Genomic DNA, 15,277 nt, shown 5'->3' on the forward strand with positions numbered 1-15,277 from the left:
TCCCCACGTTACGGTGGGGCGCATGAGCCTGTTCCTGCCCGGTCGCGTGGTGGTCTTCGACTACGGCGAGGTGATCAGCAGGACGCCGCACGGCGCGTGGGACGCCCTCGTGCAGGCCACCGGGGTGCCCGCGGACGAGCTGCTGCCCGTCTACCAGGAGCTCCGGCACGACCTGGACCGCGGCGACCTGTCCGTGCTGGAGTACTGGCGCGCGATCGGCACCCGGACGGGCCGGACCTGGAGCGTCACCGAGGTGCACGGCTTCTGGGCGATCGACTTCACCGGGTGGTTCGCGGTCGAGCCGGAGACCCTCGCGATCGTCGAGGAGCTGCACGACGCCGGCACCCGGCTCGCGCTCCTGTCGAACGCCGGCTTCGACTTCGGCGACCCCTACCGCCGGTCGCCGATGGGGTCGCTCTTCGAGACCGTCGTCGTCAGCGCCGAGGAGCAAGTCCTGAAGCCCGACGCGTCCGTCTACCGCACGACGTGCGACCGGCTGGGAATCACGCCGGAGCAGATGGTGTTCGTCGACAACAGGGCCGAGAACGCCGCCGGCGCGGACGCGATCGGGGCGGTCGGCCACCACTACACGTCGCCGGCCGGGCTGCGGGCCTTCCTGCAGGACCTGGCGGCGTCCGCCGAAGGAGCCCCCGCGTGACCCACGCCCTGTTCGACCCGATCACCGTCCGTGACCTGACCGTCCGCAATCGCATCTGGGTCTCCCCGATGTGCCAGTACTCGGTCGAGCGGCAGGACGGCGTCCCGACCCCGTGGCACCTCGTGCACCTCGGCGGGTTCGCCAAGGGCGGTGCCGGCGCGGTCGTGGTCGAGGCGACGGGGGTCGTCCCCGAGGGTCGGATCAGCCCGCAGGACCTCGGGCTGTGGAACGACGAGCAGCGGGACGCGTTCCGCCCGATCGTCGACTTCCTGCACGACCAGGGCGCCGCGGCCGGCATCCAGCTCGCGCACGCCGGGCGCAAGGCGTCGACGTTCCGCCCGTGGGAGGACACGCACGGCTCGGTGCCGGTCGACCAGGGCGGGTGGAGCACCGTGGCCCCGTCGGCCGTGGCCTTCGGCGGGTACGCCGCGCCGCGCGAGCTCGAGCCCGAGGACATCCGGGTCGTCGCGCTCGCCTTCGCGGCCGCCGCCCGTCGGGCCGTCGACGCGGGCTTCGACCTCGTCGAGCTGCACGCCGCGCACGGCTACCTGCTCCACCAGTTCCTCTCGCCGCTGTCGAACCACCGCACGGACGCCTACGGCGGGTCGCTCGAGAACCGGGCCCGTGCGCTCCTCGAGGTGCTCGACGCGGTGCGCGCCGAGGTCGGCGCAGGCTTCCCCGTCGTCGTCCGCTTCTCGGCCACCGACTGGGTCGACGGCGGACTGACCCTGGACGAGACCACGCAGGTCGCGCGCTGGGCGGCCGAGCACGGTGCCGACCTGGCCGACGTGTCGACCGGCGGCAACGTCGCGAGTGCCCCGATCCCGGTCGGCCCCGGCTACCAGGTGCCCTTCGCGGCAGCACTGAAGCGTGACGCGGGCGTCCGGACGATCGCGGTCGGCATGATCTCCGACGCGTTCCAGGCCGAGCAGGTCGTCGCGACCGGACAGGCCGACGTGGTCATGGTCGGGCGCGAGTTCCTCCGCGACCCGGCCTTCCCGCTCCGCGCTGCGGTCGAGCTCGGCGTGCACGTCGACTACGAACCGCAGCAGTACCACCGCGCCCGGGTGACGGCGTAGGCCACCCTGACCTGTACGTCCTCTCGGCTTCCGATGCCCCGACGCAGTACGATGACCCTCACTGTGGACGATCCTCCGAACGCTTCCTCGCCTCACTCATCCGCCGCTCACTCGGTGAGCAGCGCTCCCTCGCGCCCTGCGGGAGGTGAAGAATGAGCCCGATCGACGTCGTCATGCTGATCGGCGGCATCCTGCTGACGCTCGGCACGGGTGTGTTCGTCGCGTCCGAGTTCGCCCTCGTGAACCTCGACCGCGCCGAGGTCGAGGCACGTCGGGACCGCGGCGAGTCGGGCCTCGGGCCGGTCATCGGCGCGCTCAAGGTCACCTCGACGCACCTGTCGAGCGCGCAGCTCGGCATCACGCTGACCACCCTGCTGACCGGCTACCTGCTCGAGCCCTCGATCGCGACCCTGCTCGAGGCGCCGTTCCTCGCACTCGACCTGCCCGAGGCGATCGTCGAGACCGTCGGGTCGATCGTCGCCCTGGTGATCGCGACCCTGCTGTCGATGATCCTCGGCGAGCTCGTCCCGAAGAACTTCGCCCTCGCTCTGCCGTTGCAGACCGCGAAGCTCGTCGTGCCCCTGCAGGTCGCGTTCACGACCGTGTTCAAGCCCGCGGTCGCCGTGCTCAACGGCACCGCGAACGCCGTGCTCCGGTCGATGGGCATCGAACCGCAGGAGGAGCTGTCGGGTGCGCGGAGCGCCGAGGAACTCAGCTCGCTCCTCCGCCGGTCCGCGTCCGAGGGCTCGCTCGAACAGGACACCGCGACGCTCCTGCAGCGGACCATCGCGTTCTCCGAGCTCAGCGCGAGCGACGTGATGACCCCGCGCCCCCGCCTGTCCACGATCCGGGTGTCGGAGTCCGCCGAGGACGTCATCGCCCTGGCCCGTCGCACCGGCTTCAGCCGCTTCCCCGTCATCGAGGAGGACGCGGACGACGTCGTCGGGCTCGTGCACGTCAAGCAGGCCGTCGCCGTGCCGCGCGAGAAGCGCGCCGAGGTGCCCGTCGGCGCACTCATGACCGAGGCCGAGCGCGTCCCGGAGACCATGCCCGGCGACACCCTGCTCGCCGAGGTCCGGAGCCGCGGTTACCAGATGGTGATCGTCGTCGACGAGTACGGCGGCACCGCCGGGGTCGTCACGCTCGAGGACCTCGTCGAGGAGATCGTCGGCGAGGTGTCCGACGAGCACGACCGCGCCCGCATCGACGTCGTCCGCTCCCGCGGGTGGCTGACCTTCCCGGGGCTCCTCCGGCCGGACGAGCTCGAGGACCGCGCCGGCGTGCGCGTCCCCGAGGACGGTCCGTACGAGACCGTCGGCGGGTTCCTCATGTCGACGCTCGGCCGCCTGCCGGTCGTCGGTGACGAGGTCGCGATCGAGGACGGCGTCTTCCGCGTCGAACGCCTGGACGGCCGCCGCATCGACCGCATCCGCTGGACCCCGATCCACCCCGACCCGACGCCGACCGGCAGCACCGCGACCACGCAGCGCCCCGCCACCGGCATCATCATCCCGGCCACGAAGGAGGGCGCCCGATGAGCGCCGCAGCCCCGTTGAGCGACGCGGTGTCGAGCGGGGTCGTCCTGGCCGCCGGCGAGTCCGCCTCGAGCAGTTCCGACTGGTGGGGCATCTTCTGGCTCGTCGTGCTGCTGCTCGGCAACGCCTACTTCGTCGCCGCCGAGTTCGCCGTCATCTCCGCGCGCCGGTCGCAGATCGAACCACGCGCCGAGGCCGGCTCGAAGGCCGCGCAGATGACCCTCTGGGCGATGGAGCACGCGACCCGCATGCTCGCCACCACCCAGCTCGGCATCACGGTCTGCTCGTTGCTCATCCTCAACGTGTCCGAGCCCGCGATCCACCACCTGCTCGAGGTCCCGCTCGGCTTGACCGGGTGGAGCGTCGAGGTGATCGGCATCGTCGCGTTCGTGTTCACGCTCCTGCTCGTCTCGTTCCTGCACGTGGTGTTCGGTGAGATGGTGCCGAAGAACATCTCGTTCTCGATGCCCGACCGCGCCGCCCTCGTGCTCGTCCCGACGCTCTGGTACATCGGGCACGCCCTGCACTGGGTCGTCGTCGGCCTGAACGAGGTCGCGAACGGCGTGCTGCGCCTGTTCAAGGTCGAGCCGAAGGACGAGGCCGTGAGCGCCTTCACGGTGGAAGAGGTCCAGACCATCGTGGAGCAGTCCCGCCGCGAGGGCACGCTCACCGACGACGGCAAGCTCGCGATGGCGTTCGAGTTCACCGAGAAGAAGGTCAAGGACGTCGCGGTGCCGATGTCCGAACTCGTCACGCTCCCCGACGACGCCACCCCGGCTGACGTCGAGCGCTCCGTGGCGCAGCGCGGCTTCTCCCGCTACGTGCTCGTCGGCGACGACGGCGACCCGACGGGCTACGTGCACGTCAAGGACGTCATCGACCTGCGCCCGGACGAGTTCGACGACCCGGTGCCGCCGAAGCGCATCCGGCAGCTCATCTCGCTGTACACGGAGATGGACCTCGAGGACGCCCTCGCGACCATGCGGGCCGCCGGGCGGCACGTGGCGCGCGCGTTCGACGCGGACGGGCGGACGCTCGGCGTGCTGTTCCTCGAGGACATCCTCGAGGAGCTGGTCGGCGAGGTCCAGGACGCCACCCGACGTCGCTGACCCGACGGCACTGACCAGACGTCGGTCGGTCCGAGCCACGAACGGACGGGAGGCACGGTGCCAGCTGGCACCGTGCCTCCCGTCCGTGTGGGGTCGCGTCGCGCGACCCGGCGCTACCAGCTGACGGGCAGGGGCTTGCCCTCCTCGTAGCCCGCAGCGGACTGGATCCCGACCAGGGCCCGCTCGGAGAACTCGGCGAGGGACGACGCCCCCGCGTACGTCGCCGAGCTGCGGATGCCCGTGGTGATCATGTCGAGCAGGTCCTCGACGCTCGGGCGCTCGGGGTCGAGGTAGATCGTCGACGACGAGATGCCCTCGGCGAAGAGTGCCTTGCGTGCGCGCTCGTACGGGTCGAGCCGCTCGAAGCGCTCCCGCACGGCCTTCGCCGACGCCATGCCCCAGCTCTCCTTGTACGCCTTGCCCGCGGCGTCGCGGCGCAGCACGCCCGGTGCCTCGAGCGTGCCGGCGAACCACGAGCCGATCATGACGGCCGAGGCCCCGGCGGCCAGCGCCAGTGCCACGTCCCGCGGGTAGCGGACGCCGCCGTCGGCCCAGACGTGCGCGCCGAGCGAGCGCGCGGCCGCGGCGGTCTCGAGCACGGCGGAGAACTGCGGTCGGCCGACGGCGGTCATCATGCGCGTGGTGCACATCGCGCCGGGTCCGACGCCGACCTTGATGATGCTCGCGCCGGCGTCGACGAGGTGGGCCACGGCGTCCGCGGTGACGACGTTGCCGGCGACGATCGGCAGGCCGAGGCCGAGCGAGGAGACCGTCCGGAGCGCGCGGAGCATGCCCTCCTGGTGTCCGTGCGCGGTGTCGAGGACGAGCACGTCGACGCCGGCGGCCGCGAGGGCCTTCGCCTTGGCGGCGACGTCGCCGTTGATGCCGACCGCGGCGGCGACCCGGAGACGGCCGTCGCCGTCCACCGCGGGCGTGTAGATGTCGGAGCGGATCGCGCTCGTCCGGCTGGTCGTGCCGACGACCCGGCCGTGCCGGACGACCGGGGCGAAGTCGACCTCGGCGGCGGACAGCACGTCGTACACGTGGCGGGGCGAACCGGCGTCGTCGGCGTCGATCGCGGTGGAGGCCCCGTGCAGCAGGTCGCCGAGCGTGGCGTCCGGCCCCGCGGTGCCGAGACGACCGGCGGGCACGCAGCCGAGGTACTCCCCCGACGCGTCCCGCACGACGACCCCGCGGCCCGCGACCGGCAGGAGCTGCTCGAGGGCCTCGGCCACGGTCGTGTCGGCACCGAGGTCGTAGGGGGTGTCGAAGTCGACCGGCTGGTCCTTGACCCACCGGATCGCGGCGTCGAGGTCCTGCAGGTGCATGTCCTGCGGCAGCACCCCGAGCCCACCGCGCCGGGCGAGCGTGGCGGCCAGCCGGGGGCCGGTCACCGAGTTCATGTTCGCGCTGACGATCGGGATGGTCGCGCCCGTGCCGTCGTTCGTCGAGAGGTCCACGTCGAAGCGGCTCGTCACGCCGGAACGGCTCGGGACGAGGAAGACGTCGGAGTAGGTCAGGTCGTGGGTCGGCCGCGTCTCGTAGAACCTCATGGAGTCCACTGTACGGCTCCGCAGGGGCGCGGGATCCCCGGTCCGACGGGCGTCCGCGGCCCCGACACGCGCGGGGTGCCGGGAGGCGCGACCCACCCCCGCCTCGCACCGGACGGTCATGACGGAACGGCTAGGCTGGCGGGCAGTGCGGAGCAGGGTTGCCCCGCACGACACACACGAGCATCTATCGACGGAGAGTGGGCGATCGGCTGTGTCGAGCCATCTGACGGGTACGGACGAGACCGCGGGCGAATTCGGGGCGAACGAATGGCTCGTCGACGAGCTGTACGAGCAGTTCGTCGCCGACAAGGAGTCGGTGGACAAGTCCTGGTGGCCCGTCCTCGAGAGCTACCACCGGTCACAGGGCGCAGCGGCCGGCGGCAACGCCCCCGCACCTGCGCAGCAGCAGGCGGTGCCCCAGCCCGAGACGCCCGCGCAGCCCTCGGCCGCCGCGCAGCAGCCCGGCGGTCCGATCCAGGCGAAGACCACCTCGAAGCAGCCGTCGCCGCAGCCGATCCCGGCCGAGGCCAACGACGCCGCCGACGACCACGACGAGACCCACGAGGACGTGGCCACCCCGCTCCGCGGCATGGCGAAGACCCTCGCGTCGAACATGGACGCCTCGCTCACCGTCCCGACCGCGACGAGCGTGCGGACGATTCCGGCGAAGCTCATGATCGACAACCGGATCGTGATCAACAACCACCTGCGCCGGGCGCGGGGCGGCAAGATCTCCTTCACGCACCTGATCGGCTGGGCGATGGTCCAGGCACTCGAGGACTTCCCGAGTCAGAACGTCTTCTACGAGGAGCGCGACGGCAAGCCCTTCGTCGTCGAGCCCGCGCACGTCGGCCTGGGCATCGCGATCGACGTCCCGAAGAAGGACGGCACGCGCTCGCTCCTCGTCCCGAGCATCAAGCGCGCCGAGACACTGACGTTCGGCCAGTTCCTCTCCGCCTACGAGGACCTCGTCAAGCGCGCCCGCGACAACAAGCTCACCCCGGCCGACTTCCAGGGCACGACGATCTCGCTGACGAACCCCGGCGGCATCGGCACGGTCCACTCGGTCCCCCGCCTCACGAAGGGCCAGGGGTCGATCATCGGCGCCGGCGCGCTCGAGTACCCGGCGCAGTTCCAGGGCTCCGCGACGAAGACGCTCGTCGAGCTCGGCGTCGGCAAGACCATCACGCTGACGAGCACCTACGACCACCGCGTCATCCAGGGCGCCGGGTCGGGTGAGTACCTGAAGAAGGTGCACGAGCGGCTCATCGGCGAGCACGGCTTCTACGAGGGCATCTTCGCCGCGCTCCGGATCCCCTACAAGCCGATCCAGTGGGCGAACGACATCAACGTCGACCTGGCGCACCGGGTCAACAAGACCTCGCGCGTGCAGGAGCTCATCAACAGCTACCGCGTCCGCGGGCACCTGATGGCGGACATCGACCCGCTCGAGTACCGGCAGCGCACGCACCCGGACCTCGAGATCGAGAACCACGGGCTGACGTTCTGGGACCTCGACCGCGAGTTCGTCACGGGCGGTCTCGCCGGCACCACGAACGCGCCGCTCCGCGACGTGCTCGGGATCCTCCGCGACGCCTACTGCCGCACGGTCGGCATCGAGTACATGCACATCCAGGACCCGGAGCAGCGCCGCTGGGTGCAGGCCCACATCGAGGTCCCGTACTCGAAGCCGTCGAAGGACGAGCAGCTCCGCGTCCTCGGCAAGCTCAACGAGGCCGAGGCCTTCGAGACCTTCCTGCAGACGAAGTACGTCGGCCAGAAGCGCTTCTCGCTCGAGGGGGGCGAGTCCACCATCGCCTTCCTCGACACGCTCATCCAGCACGCCGCCACCTCCGGCCTGTCCGAGGTCGCGATCGGCATGGCCCACCGCGGCCGCCTGAACGTGCTGACGAACATCGCCGGCAAGACCTACGGTCAGATCTTCCGGGAGTTCGAGGGCTCGTCGCTGCCCGGCGCCGTCTCCGGGCAGGGCTCCGGCGACGTGAAGTACCACGTCGGCACCGAGGGCGTGTTCCGCGCGTCGGACGGCTCGTCGATCCCCGTGACGATCGCGGCGAACCCGTCGCACCTCGAGGCCGTCGACGGCGTGCTCGAGGGCATCGTCCGCGCGAAGCAGGACCGCACGCCCCCGGGTACCTTCGGCGTGCTGCCGGTGCTCGTGCACGGCGACGCGGCCATGGCCGGCCAGGGCGTCGTGGTCGAGACGCTGCAGATGTCGCAGCTCCGCGGCTACCGCACCGGCGGCACCGTCCACCTGGTGATCAACAACCAGGTCGGGTTCACCACCCCGCCGGAGTCCGCCCGCACGTCGGTCTACTCGACCGACGTCGCGAAGACGATCCAGGCGCCGATCTTCCACGTGAACGGCGACGACCCCGAGGCCGTGGCCCGCGTCGCGGAGCTGGCCTTCGCCTACCGCGAGGAGTTCCACCGCGACGTCGTGATCGACCTGGTCTGCTACCGCCGCCGCGGCCACAACGAGGGCGACGACCCCTCGATGACGCAGCCGATGATGTACAACCTCATCGAGGCGAAGCGCTCCGTCCGCACGCTGTACACCGAGGCGCTCGTCGGCCGCGGCGACATCACCCAGCAGGAGTACGACGAGGCGCACCGCGACTTCCAGGACCGCCTGGAGCGCGCCTTCGCCGAGACGCACGAGGCGCAGACCGGCACGATGCCGGTGGTCACGGGCGACGACGCCGGTGCGGTGGACGGCCTCGAGCGGCCGACCGCACAGCGCGACGACTCCGAGGTGGACGTGCACGAGACCGCGATCTCGGAGGACCTCGTCCGGGCGATCGGCGACGCGCACAGCAATCCGCCCGCCGGGTTCCAGGTGCACCCGAAGCTCCAGCAGCTCCTAACCAAGCGCACCGAGATGACCCGCTCCGGCGGCATCGACTGGGCGATGGCCGAGCTCATGGCGATCGGGTCCGTCCTCGTCGAGGGCAAGCCCGTCCGACTCGTCGGCCAGGACGCCCGCCGCGGCACGTTCGTCCAGCGCCAGGCGGTCTTCCACGACCGGTCGAACGGCCAGGAGTGGCTGCCGCTCGCGAACGTCAGCGAGGACCAGGCGCGCTTCATGATCTACGACTCGCTGCTCAGCGAGTACGCGGCGATGGCGTTCGAGTACGGCTATTCGGTCGAGCGTCCCGAGGCGCTCGTGCTCTGGGAGGCCCAGTTCGGCGACTTCGCCAACGGCGCCCAGACCGTGATCGACGAGTTCATCTCGTCGGCCGAGCAGAAGTGGGGGCAGCGCTCCGGCCTCGTCCTGCTGCTGCCGCACGGCTACGAGGGCCAGGGGCCCGACCACTCCTCGGCACGTATCGAGCGGTACCTGCAGCTCTGCGCCGAGGAGAACATGATCGTCGCGCGTCCGTCGACGCCGGCGTCGTGGTTCCACCTGCTGCGCCGCCAGGCGTGGGAGCGCCCGCAGAAGCCGCTCGTCGTGTTCACCCCGAAGGCGATGCTCCGGCTCCGCCAGGCGACGAGCCCGGTCGAGGCGTTCACGAGCGGCACGTTCCACGCGGTCCTGGACGACGACCGCGTGGCCGACAAGGGCGCCGTGCGCCGCGTCGTGCTGCACTCCGGCAAGGTCCACCACGACCTGCGCGCCGAGCTCGAGAAGCAGGGCCGCTCCGACGTCGCCCTGGTCCGGCTCGAGCAGCTCGCACCGCTCCCCCTCGACGAGCTGCTCGCGGTCCTCGCGGGCTACCCGGACGCCGAGGTCGTGTGGGCCCAGGAGGAACCCGAGAACCAGGGAGCCTGGCCGTTCGTCTGCATGGGGCTCTCGCCGCACCTCGACGGTCGTCCGCTCTCGGTCGCGGCTCGTCCGGCCAGCGCCGCCCCGGCGACCGGTTCGTCGAAGCGCTCCGCGCAGGAGGCCTCGGACGTGATCCGCCGGGCCCTCGGCTCGGCGCAGCACTGACACCGCACCACACCACGAAGCGAGCACGGCCCGCCCCGGACCTCCGGGGCGGGCCGTGCTCGTTTCGGCCTCGGGGCTACCGCAGCTTCGTGTACCGAACCCCGGCCTCGTGGTACCCGCGCTTCTGGTAGAAGCGGTGCGCACTGTCCGTCGCCGCCGCGGACACGGCGCTCAGGCGCCGTGCGCCCTGCTCACGCGCCCACGTCTCGAAGGTGTCGATGAGCGCGGAACCCGTGCCGTGCCTCCTGGCCGTGGGGTCGACCACCAGCAGCAGGAGCTGCGCCGTCGGCTCGTCGCTCGCGTAGGACCACGTGACCTGCGCACCCGCCACCGCGACCGCGCGGCCGTCGTCGCCGCGGACGAGCCACGTGCGGTGCCCCGCTGCGGGCGTGAGCCGCTCGAGCCGCGCGCGCATCTCGGGCTCGTCGACGACGTGCCCGAGCAGGCGGACGAGGGCGGTGACGTCGGCGACGTCCGCGTCGGACCAGGTGGTGATCGACTCGGCGGTGAGGGTCATGGGCCGACCCTACCGAGCACCGGCGACGTGTGACGACACGCCGCCGCGACGCTCAGTGGCTCGCCTGCTCCACCCGGATGCGCGCGAGGATCTCGGTCCGGAGCTGGTCCGGTGCCGTCTCCTTGCAGGCACGCTTCACGGTCTCCATGAGGACGACGCCGACGCGGTGCTCGCTCGTGCAGTCCTCGCAGGACTCCATGTGCTCGCGGATGTCCGCGGCGTCCTCGCGGCAGAGCTCGTCGTGCAGGAACTCCTCGAGCTCGGCCTTCGCCTTCGAGCAGTCGCAGCCGCTCATCGTGCGTCCTTCCCGTCGGAGCGACCAGTGGTCGCCGGTGTCTTCCGGCCGCGTCCGCGCATCGTCGCCGTCGACGCTGCGTCCGGGACGATGCCGGTCTCGCGTGCGTGGTCCGCCAGGAGCCCACGGAGGAGCCGGCGGCCACGGTGGAGACGGCTCATGACCGTCCCCACGGGGGTCTTCATGATGTCGGCGATCTCTTGGTACGAGAAGCCCTCGACGTCCGCGAAGTACACGGCCATCCGGAAGTCCTCGGGGATCGACTGCAGCGCGTCCTTCACGGCGGAGGACGGCAGGTGGTCGATCGCGTCGGCCTCGGCGGAGCGGGCGGACACCGACTGGGTGACGCTCTCCGCGCCGCCGAGCTGCCAGTCCTCGAGCTCGTCGATGGTGCCCTGGTACGGGTTTCGCTGGTTCTTGCGGTACGTGTTGATGAACGTGTTCGTCAGGATCCGGTACAGCCAGGCCTTCAGGTTCGTACCCTGGCGGAACTGCCGGAACGCGGCGTACGCCTTGACGAAGGTCTCCTGCACCAGGTCCGAGGCATCGGCGGGGTTGCGGGTCATCCGCATCGCGGCACCGTAGAGCTGGTCCATGAAGGGCAGCGCCTGGGTCTCGAACAGCGACCGCAGCTCGGACTCCGACACGGTCTTCTCGTCGGCGGGCTCGGCCAGTTCCTCGGCCGCTTCGGAGACCGCGTCGAGCTGCTCCTCGGTCTCCTCGACCAGGTCGTGCGGTGCTGCCTGCGGCTCGTCGGTGGTCATCGCGTCCCAGTCTAGGCGGACGGTCCCGACCTGCCCGGCGGCCACGAGCGTGCCCGCCGCCCCGCGCGAGCCGGGCACGACCGCGTCGTCGAGCGTCGTGACCGTGTCCCGCAACCGTGTCGACGGTCGCGCCAGTGTTGCTGTCGCCAATGGTCCTCCCGGTGCGTTCAGTACCCTGGTGAACCGATGGCCGACACGACGCATTCCCAGCAGCCCGATCCGTGGATCGCCCCGCGCGCACGCGGGCCCCTGCACGGGGACGTCGCGCTCCCCGGCTCGAAGTCCCTGACGAACCGGGAGCTCGTGCTCGCCGCCCTCGCGGACGGCCCGTCGACCATCCGGCTCCCCCTGCACTCCCGCGACTCCGCGCTCATGGTCGCGGGGCTCCGGCAGCTCGGCGTCGGCATCGAGGAACTCGAGCCGGCGCCCGGCACCGACGCGAACCCGTACGGCCCCGACCTCCGGATCACCCCGGCCCCGATGCGCGGCGGCGTCCGGGTCGACTGCGGGCTCGCCGGCACCGTGATGCGCTTCCTGCCGCCGCTCGCCGCCCTCGCCGCCGGGTCGGTCACGATCGACGGCGACCCCTACGCCCGGAAGCGGCCGATGGGGGCGATCATCCGCGCGCTCGTCGACCTCGGCGTGGACGTCACCGACGACGGCGACGGCGCGATGCCCTTCACGTTCACCGGGACCGGATCGGTCCGGGGCGGGGCGCTGACCATCGACGCGAGCGCGTCCTCGCAGTTCGTCTCCGGCCTGCTCCTCTCCGCGCCGCGCTTCGAGGAGGGCCTGCACCTCACGCACGTCGGCGACCGGCTCCCGAGCCTGCCGCACATCGACATGACCGTCGACGCGCTCCGCGCCCGCGGCGTCCGCGTCGATCGACCGGCCGTCGGCGAGTGGGTCGTGCACCCCGGCCCGATCGCCGCGCGCGACGTCACGATCGAGCCCGACCTGTCCAACGCCGCGCCGTTCGCCGTCGCCGCCCTCGTGGCTGGTGGCACGGTGCGGATCCGCACGTGGCCCAGGGCGACGACGCAGGTCGGTGCCGATCTCGAGACGCTGCTGCCGCGCTGGGGCGCGACCGTGACGCGCGACGGCGACGATCTGCTCGTCGACGGCGGCGTCGGGGTCCTGGGCGGCGCCTCCTTGCCGGGGGTGGACCTGGACCTGACCCGCGGTGGCGAGCTCGCCCCCGCGCTCGTCGCGCTGGCCGCGCTGGCGGACGCACCGAGCGAGATCACCGGGATCGGTCACCTGCGCGGGCACGAGACGGACCGGCTCGCCGCGCTCGCGGGGGACGTGAACCGGTCGGGAGGCACGGTGCAGGAACTCGACGACGGCCTGCGGATCGCGCCGGCGCGGCTCCACGGCGGCCCGTGGGCCGCGTACGACGACCACCGGATGGCCACCGCCGGGGCGATCGTGGGACTCGTCGTCGACGGCGTCGCCGTCGACGACATCGGCTGCACCGCGAAGACGCTGCCCCAGTTCCCCGAGCTCTGGGCGGCCCTCGTGGCGACCGGCGCCTCCGCCGCCTCCGCCGACCGCGACGGGGCGTGACGGGCATGAGCTGGTGGGACGACGTCGACGGCGACGACACGGACGACGACGAGCCGTACGGGCAGTACGAGTCCAAGGTCCGGATCCGGCCGAACCCGAAGGGCAACCGTCCGCGCACGAAGACCCGGCCGACCTACGACGACGCGACCCGCGGCTGGGTGACGAACGTCGACCGCGGCCGCTTCGGCGTGCTCGTCGACGACGCCGTGATCACCGCGACGAAGGCCCGCGAGCTCGGCAAGAAGTCCGTCGTGACCGGCGACCGCGTCTCACTCGTGGGAGACGTGTCCGGCGAGCCGGGGTCCCTCGCCCGCATCGTCAAGGTCGACGAGCGCACGACGCTGCTCCGCCGGAGCGCCGACGACACCGACGAGGTCGAGCGGGTCATCGTCGCGAACGCCGACCAGATGCTCGTCGTCGTGGCGGCGGCCGACCCGGAGCCCCGGCCCCGGCTGATCGACCGGTACCTCGTCGCCGCGTTCGACGCCGGCCTCGACCCGGTGCTCTGCGTCACCAAGACCGACCTCGCCGACCCGGCACCGTTCCTCGCGCACTTCGCCTGCCTGGAGCTGCGGATCGTCACGAGCCGCTCGGACGACGTGCCGTTCGAGGCCCTGCACGAGGTCCTGGACGGGCGCGTGACGGTGACCGTCGGGCACTCGGGCGTCGGCAAGTCGACGCTCGTGAACGCGATCACCGGGTCGACCCGCGCGACGGGCGTCGTGAACGCGGTCACCGGCCGTGGGCGGCACACCTCGTCGTCGTCGATCGCCCTGCGCGTGCGCGACGGCGGCTGGATCATCGACACCCCCGGCGTCCGGTCCTTCGGCCTGGGGCACGTCGAGCCCGCGAACGTCTTCCGGGCCTTCGCGTCGCACGCCGTCCCGGTCCGCGAGCCCGCCGACGGCATCCCGCTCGACCAGGCGCACGACTGGGAGATCGTCGACCGGGTGCAGGACGGCGAGCTCGGGCCGACCGGTGTCGAGCGGCTCGACTCCTTCCGGGCACTCCTGACCGGCATGGGCGCGGACGACCCCGGCGCGGACTGACCCGGACGGCACGGGTGTACAGTCGTCCCCCGTGTCAGAAGTTGCAAAGTACAACTTGGTGGTCACCCCGAACCCCGAGCCCCGTCCGTCGCACCACCACGCCGACCACGCCGCGCCGCGTCCCCCGCGCCGCCCGTCCGGTCCGTCGGTCCTGCGCCCCGAGCACCTCGGGCGGACGCTGCGCGGCTTCGGGTCGCACATCCTCGTGCCCCTCTTCCTCGCGGTCGGCATGACCCTCGCCTACCTCGGTGCCTTCCACGCACCGACGCCGCACGAGCTCCCGGTCGGCGTCGTCGGTCAGGGCGCCGCGGCGCAGGTCTTCGCCCAGACCGTCACGGACGGCTCCGACGGCAAGCTCGTCGCCCACGTCGTGGCCTCGCCCGCTGCCGCCGAACAGCAGGTCCGGGACCGCGAGCTCGCCGCCGTGTACGCGCCGACGACGGACGCGGCGACGCTGTACGTCTCGTCCGCCGCGAGCGAGACGACCGCGTCCGCCGCCCAGAAGGTCTTCCTGCCGATCGCCTACGAGCAGCACCTGCCCTTCACGGTGCAGGACGTCGTCCCGACCGGACCGGAGGACCCCACCGGCCAGGGCCTGTTCTTCCTGCTCGTCGGCCTGAGCGTCGGCGGGTACGCCTCGGCCATCGCCGTGGCCGCGGTCGCCACGCGCCTCCGGGCGTTCTGGACCGTCGTCGTCGGTGCCGCGACCGCCGCCGTGGTCGCCGGCATCGGCACGATCGTCGCCGGCCCGGTCTACGGTGTCGTGCCGGACCACCGCTGGCAGGTGTTCCTGTTCGCCTGGCTGTACGACGCGATCGTCATCGCGCTCGGTGTCGGCCTGCACCCGCTGCTCGGCCGGTGGACGACGCCGATCCTCACGATGCTCTTCGTGATGCTCAACTTCACGAGCTCGGGCGGGATCTTCCAGCCGACGTTCCAGCCCGGGTTCTTCGCGGCCCTGAACACCTTCTGGAGCGGCGCAGCGTGGCTGAAGGCCGCCCAGGACCTCGTGTACTTCCCGGGGTCCTCGCTCGGCCGCCCCGCGCTCGTGCTGGCGCTCTGGCTCGCCGTCGCGGTGCTGCTGGGCGTCGTCGTGCACGGCCTCGCCGCGCGTCGGAGCCGCCTCGCCCGGGAGCGCGCGGTCTCGCAGTACGAAGAGGAGTCGGTCGTCGCGGCGTAGCGCGGTCCGCCCTGCACGAC

General features: G+C 72.0%; 12 protein-coding genes. 8 read left to right on the plus strand and 4 right to left on the minus strand.

Annotated elements, in window-relative coordinates:
* The first annotated feature begins 22 nt into the window (after positions 1 to 22).
* The 4 genes from DEU32_RS08050 to DEU32_RS08065 all read left to right on the plus strand — a co-directional run bounded on the left by DEU32_RS08050 (position 23) and on the right by DEU32_RS08065 (position 4,381).
* The gene (locus tag DEU32_RS08050; protein WP_114850047.1) at positions 23 to 658 is read left to right on the plus strand and encodes an HAD family phosphatase; all 636 of its coding nucleotides are present in this window, start codon (positions 23 to 25) and stop codon (positions 656 to 658) included.
* A complete protein-coding gene (locus tag DEU32_RS08055) occupies positions 655 to 1,737 on the plus strand; it encodes an NADH:flavin oxidoreductase/NADH oxidase (protein ID WP_114850048.1) in 1,083 nt (360 codons plus the stop codon). Before DEU32_RS08050 ends, DEU32_RS08055 begins: the two co-directional genes overlap by 4 nt.
* A gap of 152 nt (positions 1,738 to 1,889) precedes the next feature.
* On the plus strand, positions 1,890 to 3,275 hold the full coding sequence (locus DEU32_RS08060) for a hemolysin family protein (protein WP_114850049.1): 1,386 nt from the start codon (positions 1,890 to 1,892) through the stop codon (positions 3,273 to 3,275).
* On the plus strand, positions 3,272 to 4,381 hold the full coding sequence (locus tag DEU32_RS08065; protein WP_229666814.1) for a hemolysin family protein: 1,110 nt from the start codon (positions 3,272 to 3,274) through the stop codon (positions 4,379 to 4,381). The genes DEU32_RS08060 and DEU32_RS08065 overlap by 4 nt, the downstream gene beginning before the upstream one ends.
* A 113-nt stretch (positions 4,382 to 4,494) precedes the next feature.
* On the opposite strand, the gene DEU32_RS08070 is transcribed toward DEU32_RS08065, so the two are convergent.
* Positions 4,495 to 5,934, minus strand: coding sequence for a GuaB1 family IMP dehydrogenase-related protein (locus DEU32_RS08070; protein ID WP_114850050.1), 1,440 nt, complete (start codon positions 5,932 to 5,934; stop codon positions 4,495 to 4,497).
* Between the two features lie 211 nt (positions 5,935 to 6,145).
* Here DEU32_RS08070 and DEU32_RS08075 point away from each other — a divergent pair, with 211 nt between their 5' ends.
* The gene (locus tag DEU32_RS08075; RefSeq protein ID WP_181819230.1) at positions 6,146 to 9,886 is read left to right on the plus strand and encodes a multifunctional oxoglutarate decarboxylase/oxoglutarate dehydrogenase thiamine pyrophosphate-binding subunit/dihydrolipoyllysine-residue succinyltransferase subunit; all 3,741 of its coding nucleotides are present in this window, start codon (positions 6,146 to 6,148) and stop codon (positions 9,884 to 9,886) included.
* A 76-nt stretch (positions 9,887 to 9,962) separates the two neighbouring features.
* Here DEU32_RS08075 and DEU32_RS08080 read toward each other — a convergent pair whose 3' ends face one another.
* Genes DEU32_RS08080 through DEU32_RS08090 form a run of 3 tightly spaced genes read right to left on the minus strand, consistent with a single transcriptional unit; the run spans position 9,963 to position 11,462 of the window.
* The gene (locus tag DEU32_RS08080; RefSeq protein ID WP_114850051.1) at positions 9,963 to 10,403 is read right to left on the minus strand and encodes a GNAT family N-acetyltransferase; all 441 of its coding nucleotides are present in this window, start codon (positions 10,401 to 10,403) and stop codon (positions 9,963 to 9,965) included.
* 52 nt (positions 10,404 to 10,455) lie between these two features.
* Positions 10,456 to 10,698 (minus strand): zf-HC2 domain-containing protein, encoded by a 243-nt coding sequence (locus tag DEU32_RS08085; protein ID WP_058740684.1) that lies wholly within the window; start codon positions 10,696 to 10,698, stop codon positions 10,456 to 10,458.
* A complete protein-coding gene (locus tag DEU32_RS08090; protein WP_114850145.1) occupies positions 10,695 to 11,462 on the minus strand; it encodes a sigma-70 family RNA polymerase sigma factor in 768 nt (255 codons plus the stop codon). The genes DEU32_RS08085 and DEU32_RS08090 overlap by 4 nt, the downstream gene beginning before the upstream one ends.
* A gap of 186 nt (positions 11,463 to 11,648) precedes the next feature.
* On the opposite strand from DEU32_RS08090, the gene aroA reads away from it, so the two are divergent.
* The 3 genes from aroA to DEU32_RS08105 are packed head-to-tail and all read left to right on the plus strand — an operon-like array spanning position 11,649 to position 15,257.
* Positions 11,649 to 13,028 carry a 3-phosphoshikimate 1-carboxyvinyltransferase gene (aroA, locus tag DEU32_RS08095; RefSeq protein ID WP_114850052.1) on the plus strand — a complete coding sequence of 460 codons (1,380 nt, stop codon included), beginning with the start codon at positions 11,649 to 11,651 and terminating at the stop codon, positions 13,026 to 13,028.
* Between the two features lie 5 nt (positions 13,029 to 13,033).
* The gene (gene rsgA, locus DEU32_RS08100) at positions 13,034 to 14,077 is read left to right on the plus strand and encodes a ribosome small subunit-dependent GTPase A (protein ID WP_058740714.1); all 1,044 of its coding nucleotides are present in this window, start codon (positions 13,034 to 13,036) and stop codon (positions 14,075 to 14,077) included.
* A gap of 31 nt (positions 14,078 to 14,108) precedes the next feature.
* Positions 14,109 to 15,257 carry a hypothetical protein gene (locus DEU32_RS08105; protein ID WP_147281427.1) on the plus strand — a complete coding sequence of 383 codons (1,149 nt, stop codon included), beginning with the start codon at positions 14,109 to 14,111 and terminating at the stop codon, positions 15,255 to 15,257.
* The last annotated feature ends 20 nt before the right edge of the window (positions 15,258 to 15,277 follow it).

It is taken from the genome of Curtobacterium sp. AG1037, assembly GCF_003349855.1.
GTDB lineage: Bacteria > Actinomycetota > Actinomycetes > Actinomycetales > Microbacteriaceae > Curtobacterium > Curtobacterium citreum.

What these genes read in the sequence shown, in the direction of transcription:
- DEU32_RS08050 (WP_114850047.1), top strand. Translation starts at nt 23, where the DNA reads ATGAGCCTGTTCCTGCCCGGTCGCGTGGTGGTCTTCGACTACGGCGAG.
- DEU32_RS08060 (WP_114850049.1), top strand. Translation starts at nt 1,890, where the DNA reads ATGAGCCCGATCGACGTCGTCATGCTGATCGGCGGCATCCTGCTGACG.
- DEU32_RS08065 (WP_229666814.1), top strand. Translation starts at nt 3,272, where the DNA reads ATGAGCGCCGCAGCCCCGTTGAGCGACGCGGTGTCGAGCGGGGTCGTC.
- DEU32_RS08070 (WP_114850050.1), bottom strand. Translation starts at nt 5,934, where the DNA reads ATGAGGTTCTACGAGACGCGGCCGACCCACGACCTGACCTACTCCGAC.
- DEU32_RS08080 (WP_114850051.1), bottom strand. Translation starts at nt 10,403, where the DNA reads ATGACCCTCACCGCCGAGTCGATCACCACCTGGTCCGACGCGGACGTC.
- DEU32_RS08085 (WP_058740684.1), bottom strand. Translation starts at nt 10,698, where the DNA reads ATGAGCGGCTGCGACTGCTCGAAGGCGAAGGCCGAGCTCGAGGAGTTC.
- DEU32_RS08090 (WP_114850145.1), bottom strand. Translation starts at nt 11,462, where the DNA reads ATGACCACCGACGAGCCGCAGGCAGCACCGCACGACCTGGTCGAGGAG.
- aroA (WP_114850052.1), top strand. Translation starts at nt 11,649, where the DNA reads ATGGCCGACACGACGCATTCCCAGCAGCCCGATCCGTGGATCGCCCCG.
- rsgA (WP_058740714.1), top strand. Translation starts at nt 13,034, where the DNA reads ATGAGCTGGTGGGACGACGTCGACGGCGACGACACGGACGACGACGAG.